The sequence below is a fragment of the Anabaena azotica FACHB-119 genome (assembly GCF_014697625.1).
GTDB lineage: Bacteria > Cyanobacteriota > Cyanobacteriia > Cyanobacteriales > Nostocaceae > Trichormus > Trichormus azoticus_A.
The window spans coordinates 106,193-122,822 of the sequence record NZ_JACJSG010000022.1; the positions used below are offsets into that span (position 1 = coordinate 106,193).

At 41.4% G+C, this 16,630-nt stretch carries 10 protein-coding genes and 1 tRNA gene; 5 read left to right on the plus strand and 6 right to left on the minus strand.

The genetic code is table 11. The annotated features are described in order from the left end of the window. Positions 1 to 291: 291 nt before the first annotated feature. Complete coding sequence (locus H6G83_RS17130; protein ID WP_190474456.1) at positions 292 to 1,917, minus strand: iron uptake porin; 1,626 nt, start codon at positions 1,915 to 1,917, stop codon at positions 292 to 294. A 527-nt stretch (positions 1,918 to 2,444) separates the two neighbouring features. Between H6G83_RS17130 and H6G83_RS17135 the strand changes: the two genes are divergently transcribed. Together H6G83_RS17135 and H6G83_RS17140 are read left to right on the plus strand one after the other, a co-directional pair. Then, the gene (locus tag H6G83_RS17135) at positions 2,445 to 3,398 is read left to right on the plus strand and encodes a metal ABC transporter substrate-binding protein (protein ID WP_190474483.1); all 954 of its coding nucleotides are present in this window, start codon (positions 2,445 to 2,447) and stop codon (positions 3,396 to 3,398) included. Between the two features lie 69 nt (positions 3,399 to 3,467). Next, positions 3,468 to 4,238: a metal ABC transporter ATP-binding protein gene (locus tag H6G83_RS17140; protein WP_190474458.1), complete on the plus strand. Its 771-nt coding sequence runs from the start codon at positions 3,468 to 3,470 to the stop codon at positions 4,236 to 4,238. Between the two features lie 111 nt (positions 4,239 to 4,349). Here H6G83_RS17140 and H6G83_RS17145 read toward each other — a convergent pair whose 3' ends face one another. Beyond that, complete coding sequence (locus tag H6G83_RS17145; RefSeq protein WP_390822176.1) at positions 4,350 to 4,613, minus strand: ArsR/SmtB family transcription factor; 264 nt, start codon at positions 4,611 to 4,613, stop codon at positions 4,350 to 4,352. 347 nt (positions 4,614 to 4,960) lie between these two features. Between H6G83_RS17145 and H6G83_RS17150 the strand changes: the two genes are divergently transcribed. The 3 genes from H6G83_RS17150 to H6G83_RS17160 all read left to right on the plus strand — a co-directional run bounded on the left by H6G83_RS17150 (position 4,961) and on the right by H6G83_RS17160 (position 7,272). Beyond that, positions 4,961 to 5,782, plus strand: coding sequence for a metal ABC transporter permease (locus H6G83_RS17150; protein ID WP_242044645.1), 822 nt, complete (start codon positions 4,961 to 4,963; stop codon positions 5,780 to 5,782). 76 nt (positions 5,783 to 5,858) lie between these two features. Continuing rightward, positions 5,859 to 5,931, plus strand: a tRNA-Phe gene (locus H6G83_RS17155). Positions 5,932 to 6,117: 186 nt separating this feature from the next. Further along, positions 6,118 to 7,272, plus strand: coding sequence for a site-specific integrase (locus H6G83_RS17160; RefSeq protein ID WP_190474463.1), 1,155 nt, complete (start codon positions 6,118 to 6,120; stop codon positions 7,270 to 7,272). A 469-nt stretch (positions 7,273 to 7,741) separates the two neighbouring features. Here H6G83_RS17160 and gatB read toward each other — a convergent pair whose 3' ends face one another. From gatB to H6G83_RS17180, 4 genes are all read right to left on the minus strand, one after another. Continuing rightward, positions 7,742 to 9,241 (minus strand): Asp-tRNA(Asn)/Glu-tRNA(Gln) amidotransferase subunit GatB, encoded by a 1,500-nt coding sequence (gatB, locus tag H6G83_RS17165; RefSeq protein ID WP_190474465.1) that lies wholly within the window; start codon positions 9,239 to 9,241, stop codon positions 7,742 to 7,744. Positions 9,242 to 9,816: 575 nt separating this feature from the next. After that, entirely contained in the window at positions 9,817 to 12,990 is a 3,174-nt protein-coding gene (locus tag H6G83_RS17170) for an efflux RND transporter permease subunit (RefSeq protein WP_190474467.1), read from the minus strand. 128 nt (positions 12,991 to 13,118) lie between these two features. After that, entirely contained in the window at positions 13,119 to 14,432 is a 1,314-nt protein-coding gene (locus H6G83_RS17175; protein ID WP_190474469.1) for an efflux RND transporter periplasmic adaptor subunit, read from the minus strand. 485 nt (positions 14,433 to 14,917) lie between these two features. Further along, positions 14,918 to 15,856, minus strand: a complete 939-nt coding sequence (locus tag H6G83_RS17180) for a LysR substrate-binding domain-containing protein (protein WP_190474472.1) — start codon at positions 15,854 to 15,856, stop codon at positions 14,918 to 14,920. Positions 15,857 to 16,630: the final 774 nt, after the last annotated feature.

The window sequence follows — 16,630 nt, forward strand, 5'->3', positions numbered from 1 at the left end:
TTATACGCTAAATTTTCAGTAGTTTCTACAAATTTTCTAATTAGACTGATTTGCATATGCAATACCAGAATTTAGGCAACTGTCACCAGGGTTTATCTAAATGAATCAGGACTTACGCAAGTGTCACAATTGGTGGTTGGTGCGTGACGCTACAAGTCTCATGACTACGTTCAAATATTATCGCCAGTCACACACCCTACAGAAAAAATCTGCCAGTTGCGTAAGTCCTAAAATAGTTAAAAAAAAGACGCAAATAATTATTTTGCGTCTTGCTGATAATTTTTATTGAAATTAGAAACTAAATGTAGTTCTCAAAGCCCCAATGACTACGCCATCGTTATCATCGTTGTGGTCTGGTGCTGTTAGCCAGATAACTCCGGGTGTGATGGTGATATTGTCGCTGAGTTTGTATTGATAGAATGCTTCCAAATGGTAGGAAGTATCTCTATCTCTATCTATTTCACCAACGCGAGAACTAGTTACTTTTGGTTCCATGCCCACAATGATACCTGCTAAGTTACCTTTTTTGCCCAGGTCAGGGAAGCCAAGGGTAACAGCATAGTTCCAAATATCAACATCGCCACGTTCTCCAGTTAGGGTGCGGCTTGTGGTATAACCAGCCCAACCACCTAAAACTATCCTATCGGTGATGCCGATGGATGCTTGAATACCGTAGGAATTGCTGGAAAAGGGAATATCTAGGTTATCTTCTTCATCAAATAAAGGCGCGAAAGTAGCTGCATTACTTCCTGTAAGTAGTGGTTGATTGTAGGAATTAATGTATGTTAATCCTACAGTGATGCGATCGCTCGGTTTAATTGTCAGTTGTGCTAATGCGCCGTAACCCCCATCAAATAAACCACTCTTAGGTGCTGGGTTATTAGCTGTACCGCTCAAATAGCCAAGACTCAGGGCTAACCTATCATTAAACTGATAGTTCACACCTAAACCTGCACCAGCTACCTGTGCATAAATTGGGTTTCTTGTACCAAAAGTAGATATAGCACCGAAAGCGCCATCACCATCAAACAGGTTTACAGTACTTGTCAAGTCGTCTGCTGCACCTGCATTTGCAATCAGTTTAATTTGCGTGTTTTTGCCTAGAGGGAATGAGTACCATAAAGCGTCAATACCAGCGTTATTGCTAGCATCTTCAAGAGGTAAACCAAAAAATAAGTTCCCTTCTGGAGTATTAATGTCGGGGCTAACAATATTATTCGTCTGGATTCGAGTAAACAATGTGTCTTGACCAGTAAAACTGGTAACAAATTCTATTCGCGCTCTTGCTCCCAGGGTAGTATTTTTCTGTTCAATTTCTCTACCATCAACGCGCTTACCTGATAAAACATCACTAATAACAGTGACTACTTGTCCTTGTAGTTTTGTTGTAGTAGAGAATTGATTTGCTTCTAGTTCAGTAGTTCTTGCTTCTAAAGCATCAACTCGACCTCTTAATGTTGCAAGTTCCGCAGAAAATTCTTCTTGTAGCCTTTGTAATGTGGCTAAGTCTTCTTTTCTGACTAACTCAGCCGTGGCGGTGGCGATGAGTTCGTTGACTCTATCGAGACAAGCATTTAACCCGGCGGCAAATTCATACCTTGTTAAGGCACGATTACCGCGATAGGTTCCATTGGGATACCCAGCAATACAACCGTAACGTTCTACCAATGATTGCAATGCTTGAAACGCCCAATCTGTTGGTTGTACGTCGGAAAATTGCGATACTGAGGTAACTTGCGACATTACCCCCGGTTGATTACTCTGATCAAACTCTAGGTTTGTGTTAGCTATTGTTGTGGATTGATTTACTTCTGTTGTGGCTGCTGTCTCTCCTGCAAAGGTAGCAGCACCAGAAAATAATATGACACTAAAAATTGTGGCTGGGTTAACTAGCCAATACTTACAAAAATTCTGCATTTTTCTCCTCACACTTTACTCACACCTACTTAGTGATTGCTAAGGTCTATCCCAAGCTAAGGTAAGAGTATATTTGCTTCAAAAGTCTTTTCAAGATATTACCAGCACTGAGGAATTTTTGTCACAAATAAAGTTAAGGATTCGTAATTTATATAGTTAGAACAAGAAAATTTATACAGTAATTCCTCCAAAACACTTTTGGCTTTACACTTGTAAGTTACTTAATCATTGAGTAGCTTTATTTACAGTTAATTGTTAACAATGAACGCTTAACCGCCAACAGCATATAAGAAAGAATATGCTCTCTTATGTGTGCAACAGCTTAGTGATTGCAAACTAAAGATTACTGTATTCTTCCGTGAGAATGATTATTATTATAATATAACAGATGTACGATCAGCATCATCCTCAAAATCGGGATTGATGATGGCAAATGCAGTGTCAGCAGCCTTGGAGGGAAAAATACGGTGATTTGGACTCAAATCAAACTGAGATTAGATAGACTACAAGATAGCCTCTTGTCTTTAATGACCTTGCTAATTTTATTTGTTGTGGTTGGCTGTAACCAGTCAAATAGCAATCAAGGAACAACTACTCAACAGTCGCCAATAGCACAGGAAGCTGCTGCAAGTCCAACAGGACAAAAACCCAAAACCAAAGTAGTAGCAACCATTTTGCCCATATATTTATTTACTAAAGCAGTAGCTGGAGAAGCCGCAGATGTGGCGATTTTGTTACCTCCAGGGACAGAAATACATGAGTATCAATCTACACCTGATGCGGTGAAGGCGATCGCCACAGCCAATGTTTTAATCAAAAATGGGTTAGGTTTGGAAACTTTTCTTGACAATACAGTAAAAAACGCCCAAAATCCACAACTAACTCAAATAGATGCCAGCAAAAATATTAAAGTTCTCAATGAAATTTCACCAGTTTTAGAACCAACAGCAAAAGAACACAGCCATGAACATTCTGACGGCAATCCGCACGTATGGCTAGATCCAGTATTAGCAAAACAGCAAGTGATCAATATTCGGGATGGGTTAATTGCGGCTGATCCTGCAAATAAGGCTACTTACCAAACTAATGCCGAAGCTTATATAAAGGAATTGGACAATTTACATCGTGAATTTCAGCAAACCTTGAACAAAACGCCCAACTGCACATTTATCACGTTTCATGATGCTTTTCCTTATCTAGCTCAACGCTATAACTTAAAGCAAGTAGCTGTGGTAGAAATACCAGAGGATCAACTTTCACCAACTGATGTACAAAAAACAGTGAATACAGTCAAGAAATATCAGGTAAAAGCTTTATTTAGTGAACCGGGTGTAGATAATAAATTACTTACCAGCCTATCTAAAGATTTGAATTTAACTTTAAGCCCTCTAAGTTCTTTGGAGACTGGGGAAACAAATCCGCAGTATTACTTCCAAGCAATGAGGGAGAACTTACAAAAGCTAGAAGCTGCTTGTAAATAGGTATTATACAATTGACAATTATCTTCCTTAACACTTCTACCACCACTCTCTATTTTTCAGCTAGGACTAATGACATCGCCCATTTTAAAAGTAGAAAACTTGACCGTATATCAAGGAAATTATTTAGCTGTTCGAGATGTTTCTTTTGAATTAATACCAGGGACAGATACAGCAATAGTAGGGCCTAATGGTGCAGGTAAAAGCACTTTGGTTAAAGCAGTTTTAGATTTGATTCCCCACAGCAGTGGTAAGATTGAAATTTTTGGTCGCCCTATAACTAGATTGGGAAATTTACGTCATCTTTTAGGCTATATGCCACAAAACTTCATTTTTGACCGGAGCTTTCCTATTTCTGTTGCAGAACTGGTAGGATTAGGATGGGTGGCTGAAGGGAGTAAGCAACATTCATTTTTCTGGAAGTTGCGGAGTCAAAGCCGGGAAAAAACAGCAGCGATCGCCGCAGCTTTAACTAGAACCGATACTTATCATTTACGCAATCAAGCGATCGGTACTCTGAGTGGTGGTCAACTTAAGCGAGTTTTGCTGGCTTACTGTTTGGTAATAACTCGGAAAATTTTAGTTTTGGATGAGGCTTTTGCAGGAGTTGATATGCAGGGTGCGACTGATTTTTATGCAATGCTGAACGAATTAAAGCAACAGGAAGGTTGGACTATTTTACAAGTTTCCCATGATATTGATATGGTAAGTCGCCATTGCGATCGCGTGCTTTGTCTCAACCAAACTCTTGTCTGTACTGGTCAACCAGAAATAGCACTTTCTCCCCAAAATCTGTTAGCAACCTATGGCCCTGGGTTTAGTCGCTACGAACATCATCATTAGATAATTCAAAATTCAAAGTACCCTAAAGGAAGGCTAACGCTACGCAATTAAAAAACTTAGGTTGCATCTATGCTTTTTCTCTGTTTCCTGTCCCCTGTTCCCTAACAAACATTAATCTTTTTCGTCTAAATGTTCTGTCACAGCCTGATAAAGCTCCAAAATATGATTATCGTGGAGGCGATAGAACACATGACGACCTTGTTTGCGATAAGTGACTAAACGCATGGCACGTAAGTTTCTTAACTGATGAGAAACAGCAGATTCACTCATATTTAATTGAGTGGCTATGTCACTTACACACAGTTCTTCTCTCGCTAGAAAAGAGAGAATTCGTAAGCGATTGGCATCACCTAAAAAACTAAAAAAATCAGCCATGCGTTGGGCTTTATCGTTGCTGAGAATATCATCTGTTGGAGGAGCAACACTTGAATTAAGGAGTTCTACAGTGCAAGTTCTATGAGATTTAATCATGAGATATTTGTGAGTTTAATTATTTAATTAGAAAAATATTCAATTAAATTGATATTTAAGACAATTTGTAAACGAAAGTCCAGATAGAGACAATTATATACTTTAATGAAAATTTAAAAATTATAAATATTTTTACATATAAGTGATGAAAGATACAAGCAAATATAAGTAAGGAAAAGTTCGATTGTATGAGTATTACATCCTTGGCTTGGTGGACTCCTACCTCCTGCTTTCTCATTGGTGCAGCGAGTATGCAAGATTTGGTGAGTTTGCTGCAATTCCCGTTTATGCAGCGTGCGATCGCAGGTGCTATCTTGATGGGGATACTAGGGGGTTTGCTAGGCAGTTTTGTCACCTTGCGCCAGCTATCGTTTTTCAGCCATGCAGTAGGTCACGCAGCATTAGTAGGGGTAGTTTTGGGTGTGCTGCTACAAGTCAACCCAACTTCGATGTTATTACCGTTCACTCTAGTCTTTGGTGTAGTCGTTCTCTATTTGATTGATCAGACTGATTTGGGTAGTGATAGCGTACTGAGTATAGTTCTCTCTGGTGCATTGGCGATCGGTGTCATTCTGACTAGCCTAATTCAAGGATATCGCGGAAATTTAATGGGTGTTTTGTTTGGCGATATTCTAGCTATTGATGCGATCGATTTAATCTTGACATTCCTTATACTCGTAGCCAGCAGCATTTTTTTACTCTCAACCCTACGCAAGCAAATTTTATTGACGCTGAACCAGGATGTCGCAAAAGTTCAAGGTGTTCCTGTGCAATTATATCGTTACGCTTTCGTGGTCTTGCTTTCCCTAGCCGTGGCTGTAGCGATTAAAGCTGTTGGTATTTTATTGGTAAATGCTTTTTTAGTCATTCCGGCTGCTACTTCTAAGTTAATGAGTCACCACTTTGGGCGCTTTCTGTTCCTCTCAGTTTTAGTCGGCGCTGCTAGTAGCATTGTTGGCATTATCCTCTCCGGCGCTTTCAATCTCGCTTCTGGCCCTAGTATTGTGCTGATCCAGTTCCTCTTGTTTGTGGCTGTGTTTACTTGGACAAAGCTACGTTTCCAGGCTGCATAAAATTTTTTTCTCAAACCCTTGTCAAATCATTTTATGTTCGCTAATATTATTAATCGTGGCTAATAAAAAAGCCCAAGCCGGGATAGCTCAGTTGGTAGAGCAGAGGACTGAAAATCCTCGTGTCACCAGTTCAAGTCTGGTTCCTGGCATCTCCAAAAAACTCTTGAAAACATTGAGTTTCAAGGGTTTTTTAATTTCCACCCCCTAACAAAAATAGAACATTAGTTCTATTTTTAAGATACATATTAGACATCTTTAGACACCTTTAGACCAAAAAGTGGTGTAAAAATGGTGTAAATGGTGTAGAGTAGAGGATAATTACACCATTAATACAGATGTTCTCAAAAAATTCTAAGGAACGGGGATACAAAGGATCTGTATCAATCATTAGCTCTAATGGTCGGTTACAGTTGAGGTTTCACTACGGTGGTAAGCGTCATTATTTGTCTACAGGATTACTTGATATTCCCGCTAACCGGAAACTGGCTGAATTTAAAGCAGCAGAAATTGAGAAAGACATCTTATACGAACGGTTTGACGAATCTTTAGAGAAATACAAGCCTAGATCATCCCTAAGTACGGTTACACCAGTTACACCAATTCATAAACAAAAACCACACTTAGATGAGCTATGGAATAAATATAGCGAGTTCAAAAAACCTCAAATCAGTCCTAGTACGTTCGCTAAAGATTTTGCCAAGCATCGAAATCACATCGCTAAGTTACCCACGCGATCGCTAGATGAAGCATCCACTATTCGAGATTATCTTTTAGCCAACTTAACTCCAGATGCTGCAAAGCGTTGTTTAACTCAGTTCAAAGCTTGCTGCAATTGGGCAATGGAAGAAGGTCTAATTGACGCTAACCCGTTTGCTGCTATGAAAATCAAAGCACCCAAGGGTACTACTGAAGAACAAGATATTAATCCCTTTAGTAAAGAAGAAAGAGATTTAATTATTCGTACTTTTGCTAGCGATCGCTACTACAGCCATTACACAAATTATGTACGCTTCCTGTTTTTTACTGGATGCAGGCCATCTGAGGCAATTGCTTTGAAGTGGAAACATATTACAACTAGTGTGGTTCAGTTTCGAGAATCTGTTGTGGTTTCTGAAGATGGCTTAGTCATGAAGGAGGGACTAAAAACGCAAATAAAGCGTGATTTCCCGATTAATTCAGAATTATTAGAAATTTTAGATGAGATTAGGCCGGAAGAAGCAGTACCTGAAGCATTAATGTTTACCAGTCCAAAAGGAAAATTCATCGATCATCATAACTTCTCTCATCGTGCATGGAAAGCAATCTTAGCCAAATGCAGCATACCGTATCGTAAAAGTTACCAGACACGACACACATTTATCAGTTTGTGTGTAGAATCACATATTAACAGCACTGCGATTGGGCGATGGACTGGAACCTCTGCCAAGATGATTGACAATCATTATTGTGCCACTAACTTTACCAACCTTAGACCTCCAAACCTTTCCTAAATTGACTTATTTACATGGCTTGATTAATACAGTCTCATTTATTTCTCTAGGAGCTTTAGACCCAAATTTTTGGTAAAAAATGGGTTTACAGCAGTTGCCGCATAAGTTGGGTTATGGATGAATTATAAATAGGACTGACGCAACTGGCACATGGGGTAGGGTGCGTCAGATGTGGAAAATCCTTAAATGTGTACGAAATTATACGAAATTATTGGGGCTGACGCACCCTACAGTTAGTTTGATTATGACACTTGCGTAAGTCCTAATAAAATCTTGATAGCCAACAGTTTAAGCGCCTGTCTCCTGTCACTTCTCCTCTAAGAAATAAGGAGAGCCACTTGTGTAACTCTCCTGGTTATTAGGGTGCATATAACAGACTTATGTTACCCACTCGCTTGTGATTATCGACACCCATTATTTGTAATTTATGTAAAACTCTTGTGAAAATATGACTGAGTAAAGGCTGGTATTAGCCGTTCAGTTTCTTTTCTACCAATTCGTTTGTCAGTTTGGGGTCAGCACGTTTGTTAGTTTTTTTCAGCACTTGCCCAACAAAGAAGCCTTTAAGATTGGTGTTACCGTTACGGTATTTTTCTAGTTCTTTGGGGTTAGCTGCTATCACTTCATCAACGATGGGTTCTAAAACGCTGGGATCGCTAATAAGTTCTTGACCAGCAAAGGCTTTTTCTGGGGATAATCCTGTTAGTAACTCTGGTAACTTTTGTTTGGCTTGGGCGTTGCTAATTTTACCAGATTCAATCCGCGTAATCACATCTGCTAAGTTAGCAGGGGTTAAACCGATTTCGGTAATACTCAGCTTTTGTTTGTTGAGGTAGGCGGCGATATCTTGGGTGATCCAGTTTGCTGCCGCTTTGGGACTTGCACCAGATGCGATCGCCGCTTCAAAATATTGAGATACAGCGACTTCTTCTGTCAGTACTCTGGTATCATAAGCAGATAGCCCTAATTCGTTTTCGTAGCGATCGCGTTTTCGGGCTGGTAGTTCTGGTAATTCACTGCGCCATTGATGAAGCTGTTCATCTGTTACCTCAATGGGTGCTAAATCTGGTTCGGGGAAGTAGCGGTAATCGCTAGAACCTTCTTTAGTCCGCATACTAATTGTGCGTTGTGAACCTTCTTCCCACAACCGCGTTTCTTGAATAATTCTTTCCCCTGACTCGATGGCTTCTATTTGCCGTTCAATTTCGTACTCAATTGCTTTTTGAATGGCGCTGAAGGAGTTCATATTTTTAATTTCTACCTTCGTGCCAAACTTTTCTTGTCCTACTGGACGCACAGATATGTTGACATCACAACGCAGAGAACCTTCCTGCATATTGCCATCACTCACACCAAGATAGCGTAAAATCCGGCGTAATTCTTGGGCATATTCGGCGGCTTCTTGTCCAGAACGAATATCGGGTTCAGAGACAATTTCTACCAATGGCACACCTGCACGGTTGTAGTCTACTAGAGAATAGGTAGAGCCAGCAATGCGATTCTCGTTCCGAGAGGCTCCGCCAACGCTCCCTGCATGGACTAATTTACCCGCGTCCTCTTCCATGTGCAAACGTGTGATCCCGATACGTTTGCGCTGGGGATTCCCATCAGCATCTAGCAACTCAATTTCTAGCCATCCATGTTCAGCTATAGGTAGGTCATATTGAGAAATTTGATAATTTTTCGGTAAATCAGGATAAAAGTACTGTTTACGGTCAAATTTACTATATTTAGCAATTTGGCAATTCAGCGCCAAACCTGCCTTAACGGCGTATTCTAGAACTTTTTCGTTGAGTACGGGTAAAACTCCAGGTAAACCCATACACACCGGGTCAATGTTAGTATTAGGGTCTCCCCCGAATGCTGTCGAGCTACTAGAAAAAATCTTGGTATTAGTACTCAGCTGACAATGGGTTTCTAGACCGATAATCGCTTCGTACTCAGTTTTTACGGTCGTCGCAGAAGTCATAAAATCAATAATTCAAGCAATTTACACGTAGATTACTATTTTAGCCTCGCATTGACAATTCCTCTGCCAAATGTGTCAGTCAGAGATTGGGCTTAAATATTTTGTGTGTCGCTTCTTGCCTGCCAATAAATATATTATAGCGGTTCTTGGTCTAGTGAAGTACAATTTTAACCTCTCTCCAAACCTCTCTCCTAAAAGGAGAGAGGCTTTGAATTGTTCCCCCTTCCCGCTTCGGGAAGGGGGTTAGGGGGTTAGGTCTATTTGCATACCTGTACCTCACTAGATTGAAAATGGCTATATATTCTATTTTTAGCAAGCTCATTGTTAAGTAAATTAATATGTATATTTTAGCAATTGTCAGGACTGAAAAATATCAGAAAAATTTGCTAACTGAGAGAAACTAATACAAATTTGCAAAAAGAAGGCGACAGATATGTGGATAGGGGCGCACAGCTAGCTGTGCGCCCCTACAGATAATCGATATGTGGCAAATATTTTTTGAATCGGTATAACTGTTGTTACTTTAACTTGACGCACCTACAGTTAGTTTGATAATGACACTTGCCTAAGTGCTATTATCTATGACTACTTGAAGGAACTTTGCCATCACGGCTAGATTCTAGCGATAGATTCTGAGGGGGTCGTTGGAAGCGATCGCGAATTTTGCCAATGACGATGTACAAAATGGGAACAACAAACAAACTCAACAAAGTTGAGACAATCATCCCCCCAGCAACGGCTGTACCTAATGATTTTCTGCTGGCTGCACCTGCGCCTACGGGATTGATCAATGGCCAAACGCCCAAAATAAAGGATAAGGAAGTCATGAGAATCGGGCGCAACCTTTCTTGTGACGCTTGTACGGCGGCTTTGATCAGTGGTAGACCGCGCTCTCGTAATTGGTTGGCAAATTCCACAATCAAAATTGCGTTTTTACTTGCCAAACCAATCAACATAACTAAACCTACTTGACAGAAGACATCATTGCTCAGACCCCGCACCCACTGAGCCGACAATGCGCCCAGAATCGCCAAGGGAACGGAAAACATAATGATTAATGGGTCAACGTAGTTTTCGTATTGAGCCGCCAGTACGAGAAACACAAACACTAGTCCTAGCCCAAAAATTAAGGGCGCTTGACCGCCAGATTCTTTTTCTTCAGCCGTGATCCCCGACCATTCGTAACCCATACTGGCAGGTAAAACCTGTTTGGCTAATTGTTCCATAGCTGTAGTTGCTTGACCAGAACTATAACCAGGAGCGGCGGAACCGTTAATGGCGATAGAGCGGAAGAGGTTGTAATGGCTGATGGTTTGCGCTCCAGTTGCAGAAGTTACCTTGACTAGATTACTTAGGGGAATCATTTGATCGTTAGCAGAGCGGACATATAGTTTACCGATATCTTCGGGGTTAGAACGGAATTGAGCATCTGCTTGTACGTAGACTCGGTAAGTCCTCTGCTGTAAATTGAAGTCGTTGACATAGCGCGAACCCAAGTAGGATTGGAGAGTATTGAACACTTCGTCTACATCAACTTGTAGGGCTTTGGCTTTGTTGCGATCGATGTCAATTAACATCTGGGGTGTATTAGCACTAAAAGTACTAAATACAGCCTGCAAACCTGGAGTCTGATTACCGCGAACCATGATTTGAAACATGACTTGCAGCAGGTTATCTAAACCACTATTACCTGCTCTATCTTGCAGTTGAAATTCAAAGCCGCCGAAGTTGCCTAAACCGTTAATTGCTGGCGGACTCACGGGAAAGATTCTGGCTTCGGTAATGGTAGAGAAAATTCCCGCCAGTTTACCGATAATTTCTTGTGCTGATTGTCCAGGGGCTTGTCGCTCATCCCAAGGGCGGAGTGTGGTAAAAATTACGCCCGTGTTAGCCGTGTTACCACTGAAACTAAAACCACCAATGGCAAAAGTACCCATAACTTCTGGCAATTTGAGGATTTCTTTTTCTACTTGAGTCATGACTTTGCTCGTGTAGTTAAGAGAAACTCCCTCTGGGCCTTGAATGATAGTGATGAAATAGCCCTGGTCTTCATCAGGGATAAATGCTGTGGGTACGGTGAGATATAGCCATCCTGTCAATCCGATGGAGACGAGGAATAATAAGACAACGATCGCTCTGACTTTCACTAGAAAATTTAGCGATCGCTCATATCCCCGACGCACCCAATCTATAAACCTATTCACTTGGTGAAAAATCCAGCCTAACCAACCTCTCGGTTGCTGTCCCCGACGCAGTAATAGGGCTGAAAGTGAAGGAGTGACGGTGATAGCTAAAAAGGTGGAGATGATCATCGAAAAAGCGATGGTCAGCGCAAATTGTTTATAAATCTGTCCTGTAGTCCCTGGGAAGAAGGCGACGGGGACAAATACTGCAATCATTACTAAAGAAGTCGCAATTACTGCCCCAAACAGTTCTCGCATCGATTCAGAAGCAGCCTGACGCGGTGACATTCCCTCGTCTTCAATTAAGCGAGCGATATTTTCCACAACGACGATCGCATCATCCACTACCAACCCTGTGGCTAATGTCAAACCAAACAGGGTCAAGGTGTTAATCGAGAACCCAAAAAGCTTGATAAAGGCAAAAGTCCCAATCAAGGTTAAGGGTATGGTAACTACGGGAATGAGTGTGGTGCGCCAGTCCTGCAAGAAGATGTAAATTACCAAAACAACCAAAACCAAGGCTTCAATCAGTGTCTTGACTACTTCTGCCAAGGACTCTTCCACAAACAATGTCGTATCAAATGCTACTTGATATTTCAAGCCTGGGGGGAAGCTTTGCGCCAGCCTAGCCATTTCCGCTTTGACTGCTTTGGCAACTTCTAGGGCATTACTACCTGGGGTGGGGAATATACCTATACCCACCCCCTCATTACCTCGAAATCGCAGAAACGAACTATAATTTTCTGCCCCCAATTCTGCCCGACCAATATCTTTCAGCTTGATGAGTGTGCCATCAGTCCCGGTTTTAATCACCATGTCAGCAAATTCAGTTGCTTCCGTGAGTCTACCGCGAGCTTGCAGGTCTATTTGATACATTTGGTCTGGTGAGGTGGGCTGTTGCCCGATTTGCCCAACCCCTACCTGTAGGTTTTGTTCATTGATGGCATCAATCACATCTTGGGCTGTCAGGCTCCGGCTAGCTAGGCGATTTGGGTCAAGCCATAACCGCATGGCATAACGACGTTCCCCAAAAATCCGCGCCTCACCTACACCATCAATCCTTTTCAGGGCATCTACTATATATTGGTCAGCATAGTTACTTAAAAATACCGTGTCATATTCCTGTTTGTCGGTATACAGCCCCATTGCCAATAGAATATTGTTGGACTGTTTATTAACCGTCACCCCAGTACGCTGTACAGCCTCCGGTAGCTGGGGTTCAGCAATAGACACCCGATTCTGCACATCGACGGCGGCGATATCTTTGTTCCGTGATGGGTCAAAGGTGATCGTATTTGTACTAGTGCCATCGTTACTACTGCTGGAGGTCATGTACTTCATACCTTCAACGCCGTTGATTTGGCGTTCTAAGATACTCGTCACCGTATTTTCTACGACTTCCGCATTAGCACCAACGTAGTTAGAATTGACAATAATTTGCGTTGGACTAATTTCTGGATAGCGATCGGTAGGTAGGGTAGGTATACTGATCGCACCCACCAGCAAAATGATGATGGCGCAGACACTTGTAAATACAGGTCGCCTGATAAAGAAGTCAACAAACATGGAGATTAGGGATTGGGGATTAGGGATTGGGGATTGGGGATTGGGGATGAGGAATTGGGGATTGGGGATGAGGAATACCTTCTTTTTTTATCTCCCAGTCCCCAGTACCCAGTACCCAGTCCCCAACCCTAAGATTCAGGAATGATGGGAATGCCATCACGCAGATTTAGCAGCCCGGATGTAATAATTGTCTCATTCGGTTGTAATCCTGATATAACTTGATAATTATTGCCTCTGATGTCGCCTAGTTGTACTCGCTTTTGCCTCGCCACTAGTTGGGAGGTTCCTTTGGGTGATGTTTCCGTTTGTGTTACATAAACAAAAGTTTCCCCTGCTATACGAGCTATGGCTGTAGTTGGGACTAAAACACCTGAACGTTGGCTCCAAATAACTCTCGCCCGTACTAGTTGGTCTGCTCTGAGTTGACCATTGGTGTTGTTGTATAAGGCTTTCACTAGAACTGATTGTGTCTGGTTGCTGGCATTGGGAGCGATGAAAAATACTCTACTAGTACCCAATACTTGACCCTGGGTGTTGAGAATCTCTACAGGCATTCCCTGACGTAGTTGGGGGCCTCGTTCTAGTGGTACAGAAATGTTAACTTCTAAGGGTCGGTTTTGCGTAATTGTTAATAGTGGTGTGGAAGTATTGACAAAATCACCAATTTTAACGGGAATATTGCCCACAGTGCCTTCAAAGGGAGCAGTGACTCTATAGTATTGGAGTTGGACTTGTTGTTGTTCTGTGTTGGCTTGGGCTTGCTGGATGGATTTTTGTGCCTGGGCTATGGTGGCTCTTTGGGCTTGAATCCTAGCTTCTGTGGCGTTGAGAGTAGCTCTGGCTGTGGCTAATCTGTTAGCATACTGATCTCTGGTTTGTCTGGATACTGCTCCTTGATCCGCCAAACTAGTATATCTGTCGTATTCCTGCTGATTTAATTGCACATCAGCAACGTTGGATAGTCTTTCAGCTTCTAGGGATTTGAGGGTAGCCTGAGCGTTTAGTAATTCAGCCTGGGCTGCTTGAGTTGCAGCGCTATTACTTTCAACTGCTGCTTGTTGCTGTCTGGGGTCGATTTGGATGACGGCTGCACCAGTGGCGATCGCATCTCCTGATCGCACAAATATCTGGCTTACTTGACCTTGGACTCGCGGTTGGAGAGTTACAGAACGCCGCGATTCTAAACTAGCGACAAACACTTCACTTTCTTCGATTGTACCGGCTTGTATCGGTGATATCTTGACTCTTACCCCTGGCGGTTGAGCATTAGCACCGGGCGGTGGGCTTGCTGGAGTGAGGAACCGCCATATAGCTGCTCCACCCCCTAATAATAAGATGGCAGCTAACAATAACCAGGGCCACCGCCGTCGCTTGGGCGGCAACTCACGGGATGCCTGGGGAAGACTGTCTGTAAAATCAGTTTGAGGCTCAGGGGATGACATGGTTTACAGCGAACCTTAGAGCTAATTAACTAAATGTAACAAGAATGGATAAATTTGCGCTCAAAATTATTTATTTTGCATGAAGTTACATTAACCATCTTGTGTTAGCTCATCCAAAATATACTGTTTTTTCGCTTTCGCCAATCTACCTAAAGGTGGGTGATACATCTATGTTACAAATAGTGAGCATTTATTGTCTTTTCTGTTATTGCCAAAAATATTCTAATTTTGCTGTTACCTCGTATTCTCCAGTTAATCACTAATGTAAAACGATATGGAGATTTTGTAAAAAATAAATTGTCCAACTATATATTAGTCATGAAAAATTATTAGATAACTCAGAAAAAGTCTGAAGATAAGTCAGAAAAAATCATTTATTTATTAAATAAAAATAAATTAATTAGTCATTAGTCATTAGTCATTAGTCATTAGTCATTAGTCATTAGTTATTAGTTTTTCCCCTCTCCCCCATCTCCCTCATCTCTCTAACCTCTACCCCCCTGCACTAACATCTCCTCAAAAGCTTTAGAAAGTCCGGTTTGAAAGCGTTGACGATGCTTGAGTTTGTAGAACGGTCGAGTGATTTGGGCGATCGCATTCTCGCCATTTCTGTTATCTATCACGCGAATTGCACGCAGAGTTCCTAGTTTTATTTCGTTTCTCACCATCAATTCGGAAATACCAATCGCACCCACACCTGATTCAATAGCAGCTTTTGTCATTTCTCCGCTATTGAAAACGAGAATTACATTCAAATCACTCAGGTTAATCCCCCAATTTTGCAAGGCTTCTTCAAAACGATGTTGGGTTCCCGAACCTGGTTCTCTCATTACCCAAGGGGTTTTAGTCAATTCAGCAATTTCGATTTCTTGTTTTTCAAACCAAGGATGATTTTTACCGACGACAATTTGTAGGCGATCGCTACCAATAATTTCTTGTTCTAGATTATTCTGTAATTCTGGTTTAACATCTCCTTCCACCAAACCTAAATCAAACTGTCCCATTGCTGTACCCACAGAAATCGTTTCTGCATTTGCAAGAGTACAGTTAACAGTAATCCCTGGATACTTACTTTTAAACTCACTAATCTTACTCGGTAGCCAGTAGTTACCAATCGTCAGGCTTGACCCTAGTTTTAATTCTCCTCGTTGCAGATTGTTCAATTCTCTCAATCCGCGTTCAGTTAGCGTCACTTGATCAAGAATTTTCCTGGCTTCGATTTGTAATAACTTCCCCGCCTCTGCAATTTCAATGTGGCGACCGATGCGGTGAAACAGCTTCACTCCGTATTCTTGTTCTAAGTTGTGGATGGCTGCACTGACGGCGGGCTGAGTAATATAAAGCTCCTCGGCAGCACGGGTAAAGTGTAAGTGTTCTGCAACGGCGAGAAATATTTTTAGCTGTTCAAGGGTCATCCCGGCCATTTTGTATATCTCTAAAACTTGGTGTTAAACCTTTTGGGTCATTCAAAATTACGATATTTGTATCCAGGGCTACTTTATGAGGTTTCCATCAATTGGATTTATCATTTTGACAAAAAAAAGCAGTTGATTCTATCGATTAGTTTGTCTAAAGTATAAATCAATTCAGCCTGTGACACCAGCTACTAATATTAAAGAAAAAATGATACATTTAATAGAGCATCATCTCTGAACGCTGATTTTTCTGCATCCCTTATGGGAGGCTTAACCATACCTAATTGCGTAGGCACGTAATAGACAACAGCAAAGCCAGGAACTAGAAGTATCCTGAATTTTGCAAAAATCCAACATGAATCCTATAGTTATCTATTTCCCTAGCTGTCCAATATGAATAGTTAGCAAGCAACGGAGGGGATAGAGATGAGAAGTTAGGGATTAGTAAAAACGTAAGTTTTCGCAGATAAACGCTAATAAATACACCCATTTATAATGTGCATACGTAAAATTCGGGAAATATAAATTGCGATCGTTATAGCTAAATAGGTGAACAGTCAAAATTCACAGATATATGAGATTCTCCATTGTAATAATCTCTTTGAACTTTGGCTGATTTTTGGCAATTATCACCGACAAGAGACTTGTTTTATTGACATATCTGCATTAACGGGACTTAAACAAAAATTAAGCCCAAATAAAGCCCAAACTAGCTTTGTAAGCAGCAAACACGTCACGGTTGAGAGTCAACCAATCAAAAAATCGATAAGACATAGCTGTTCT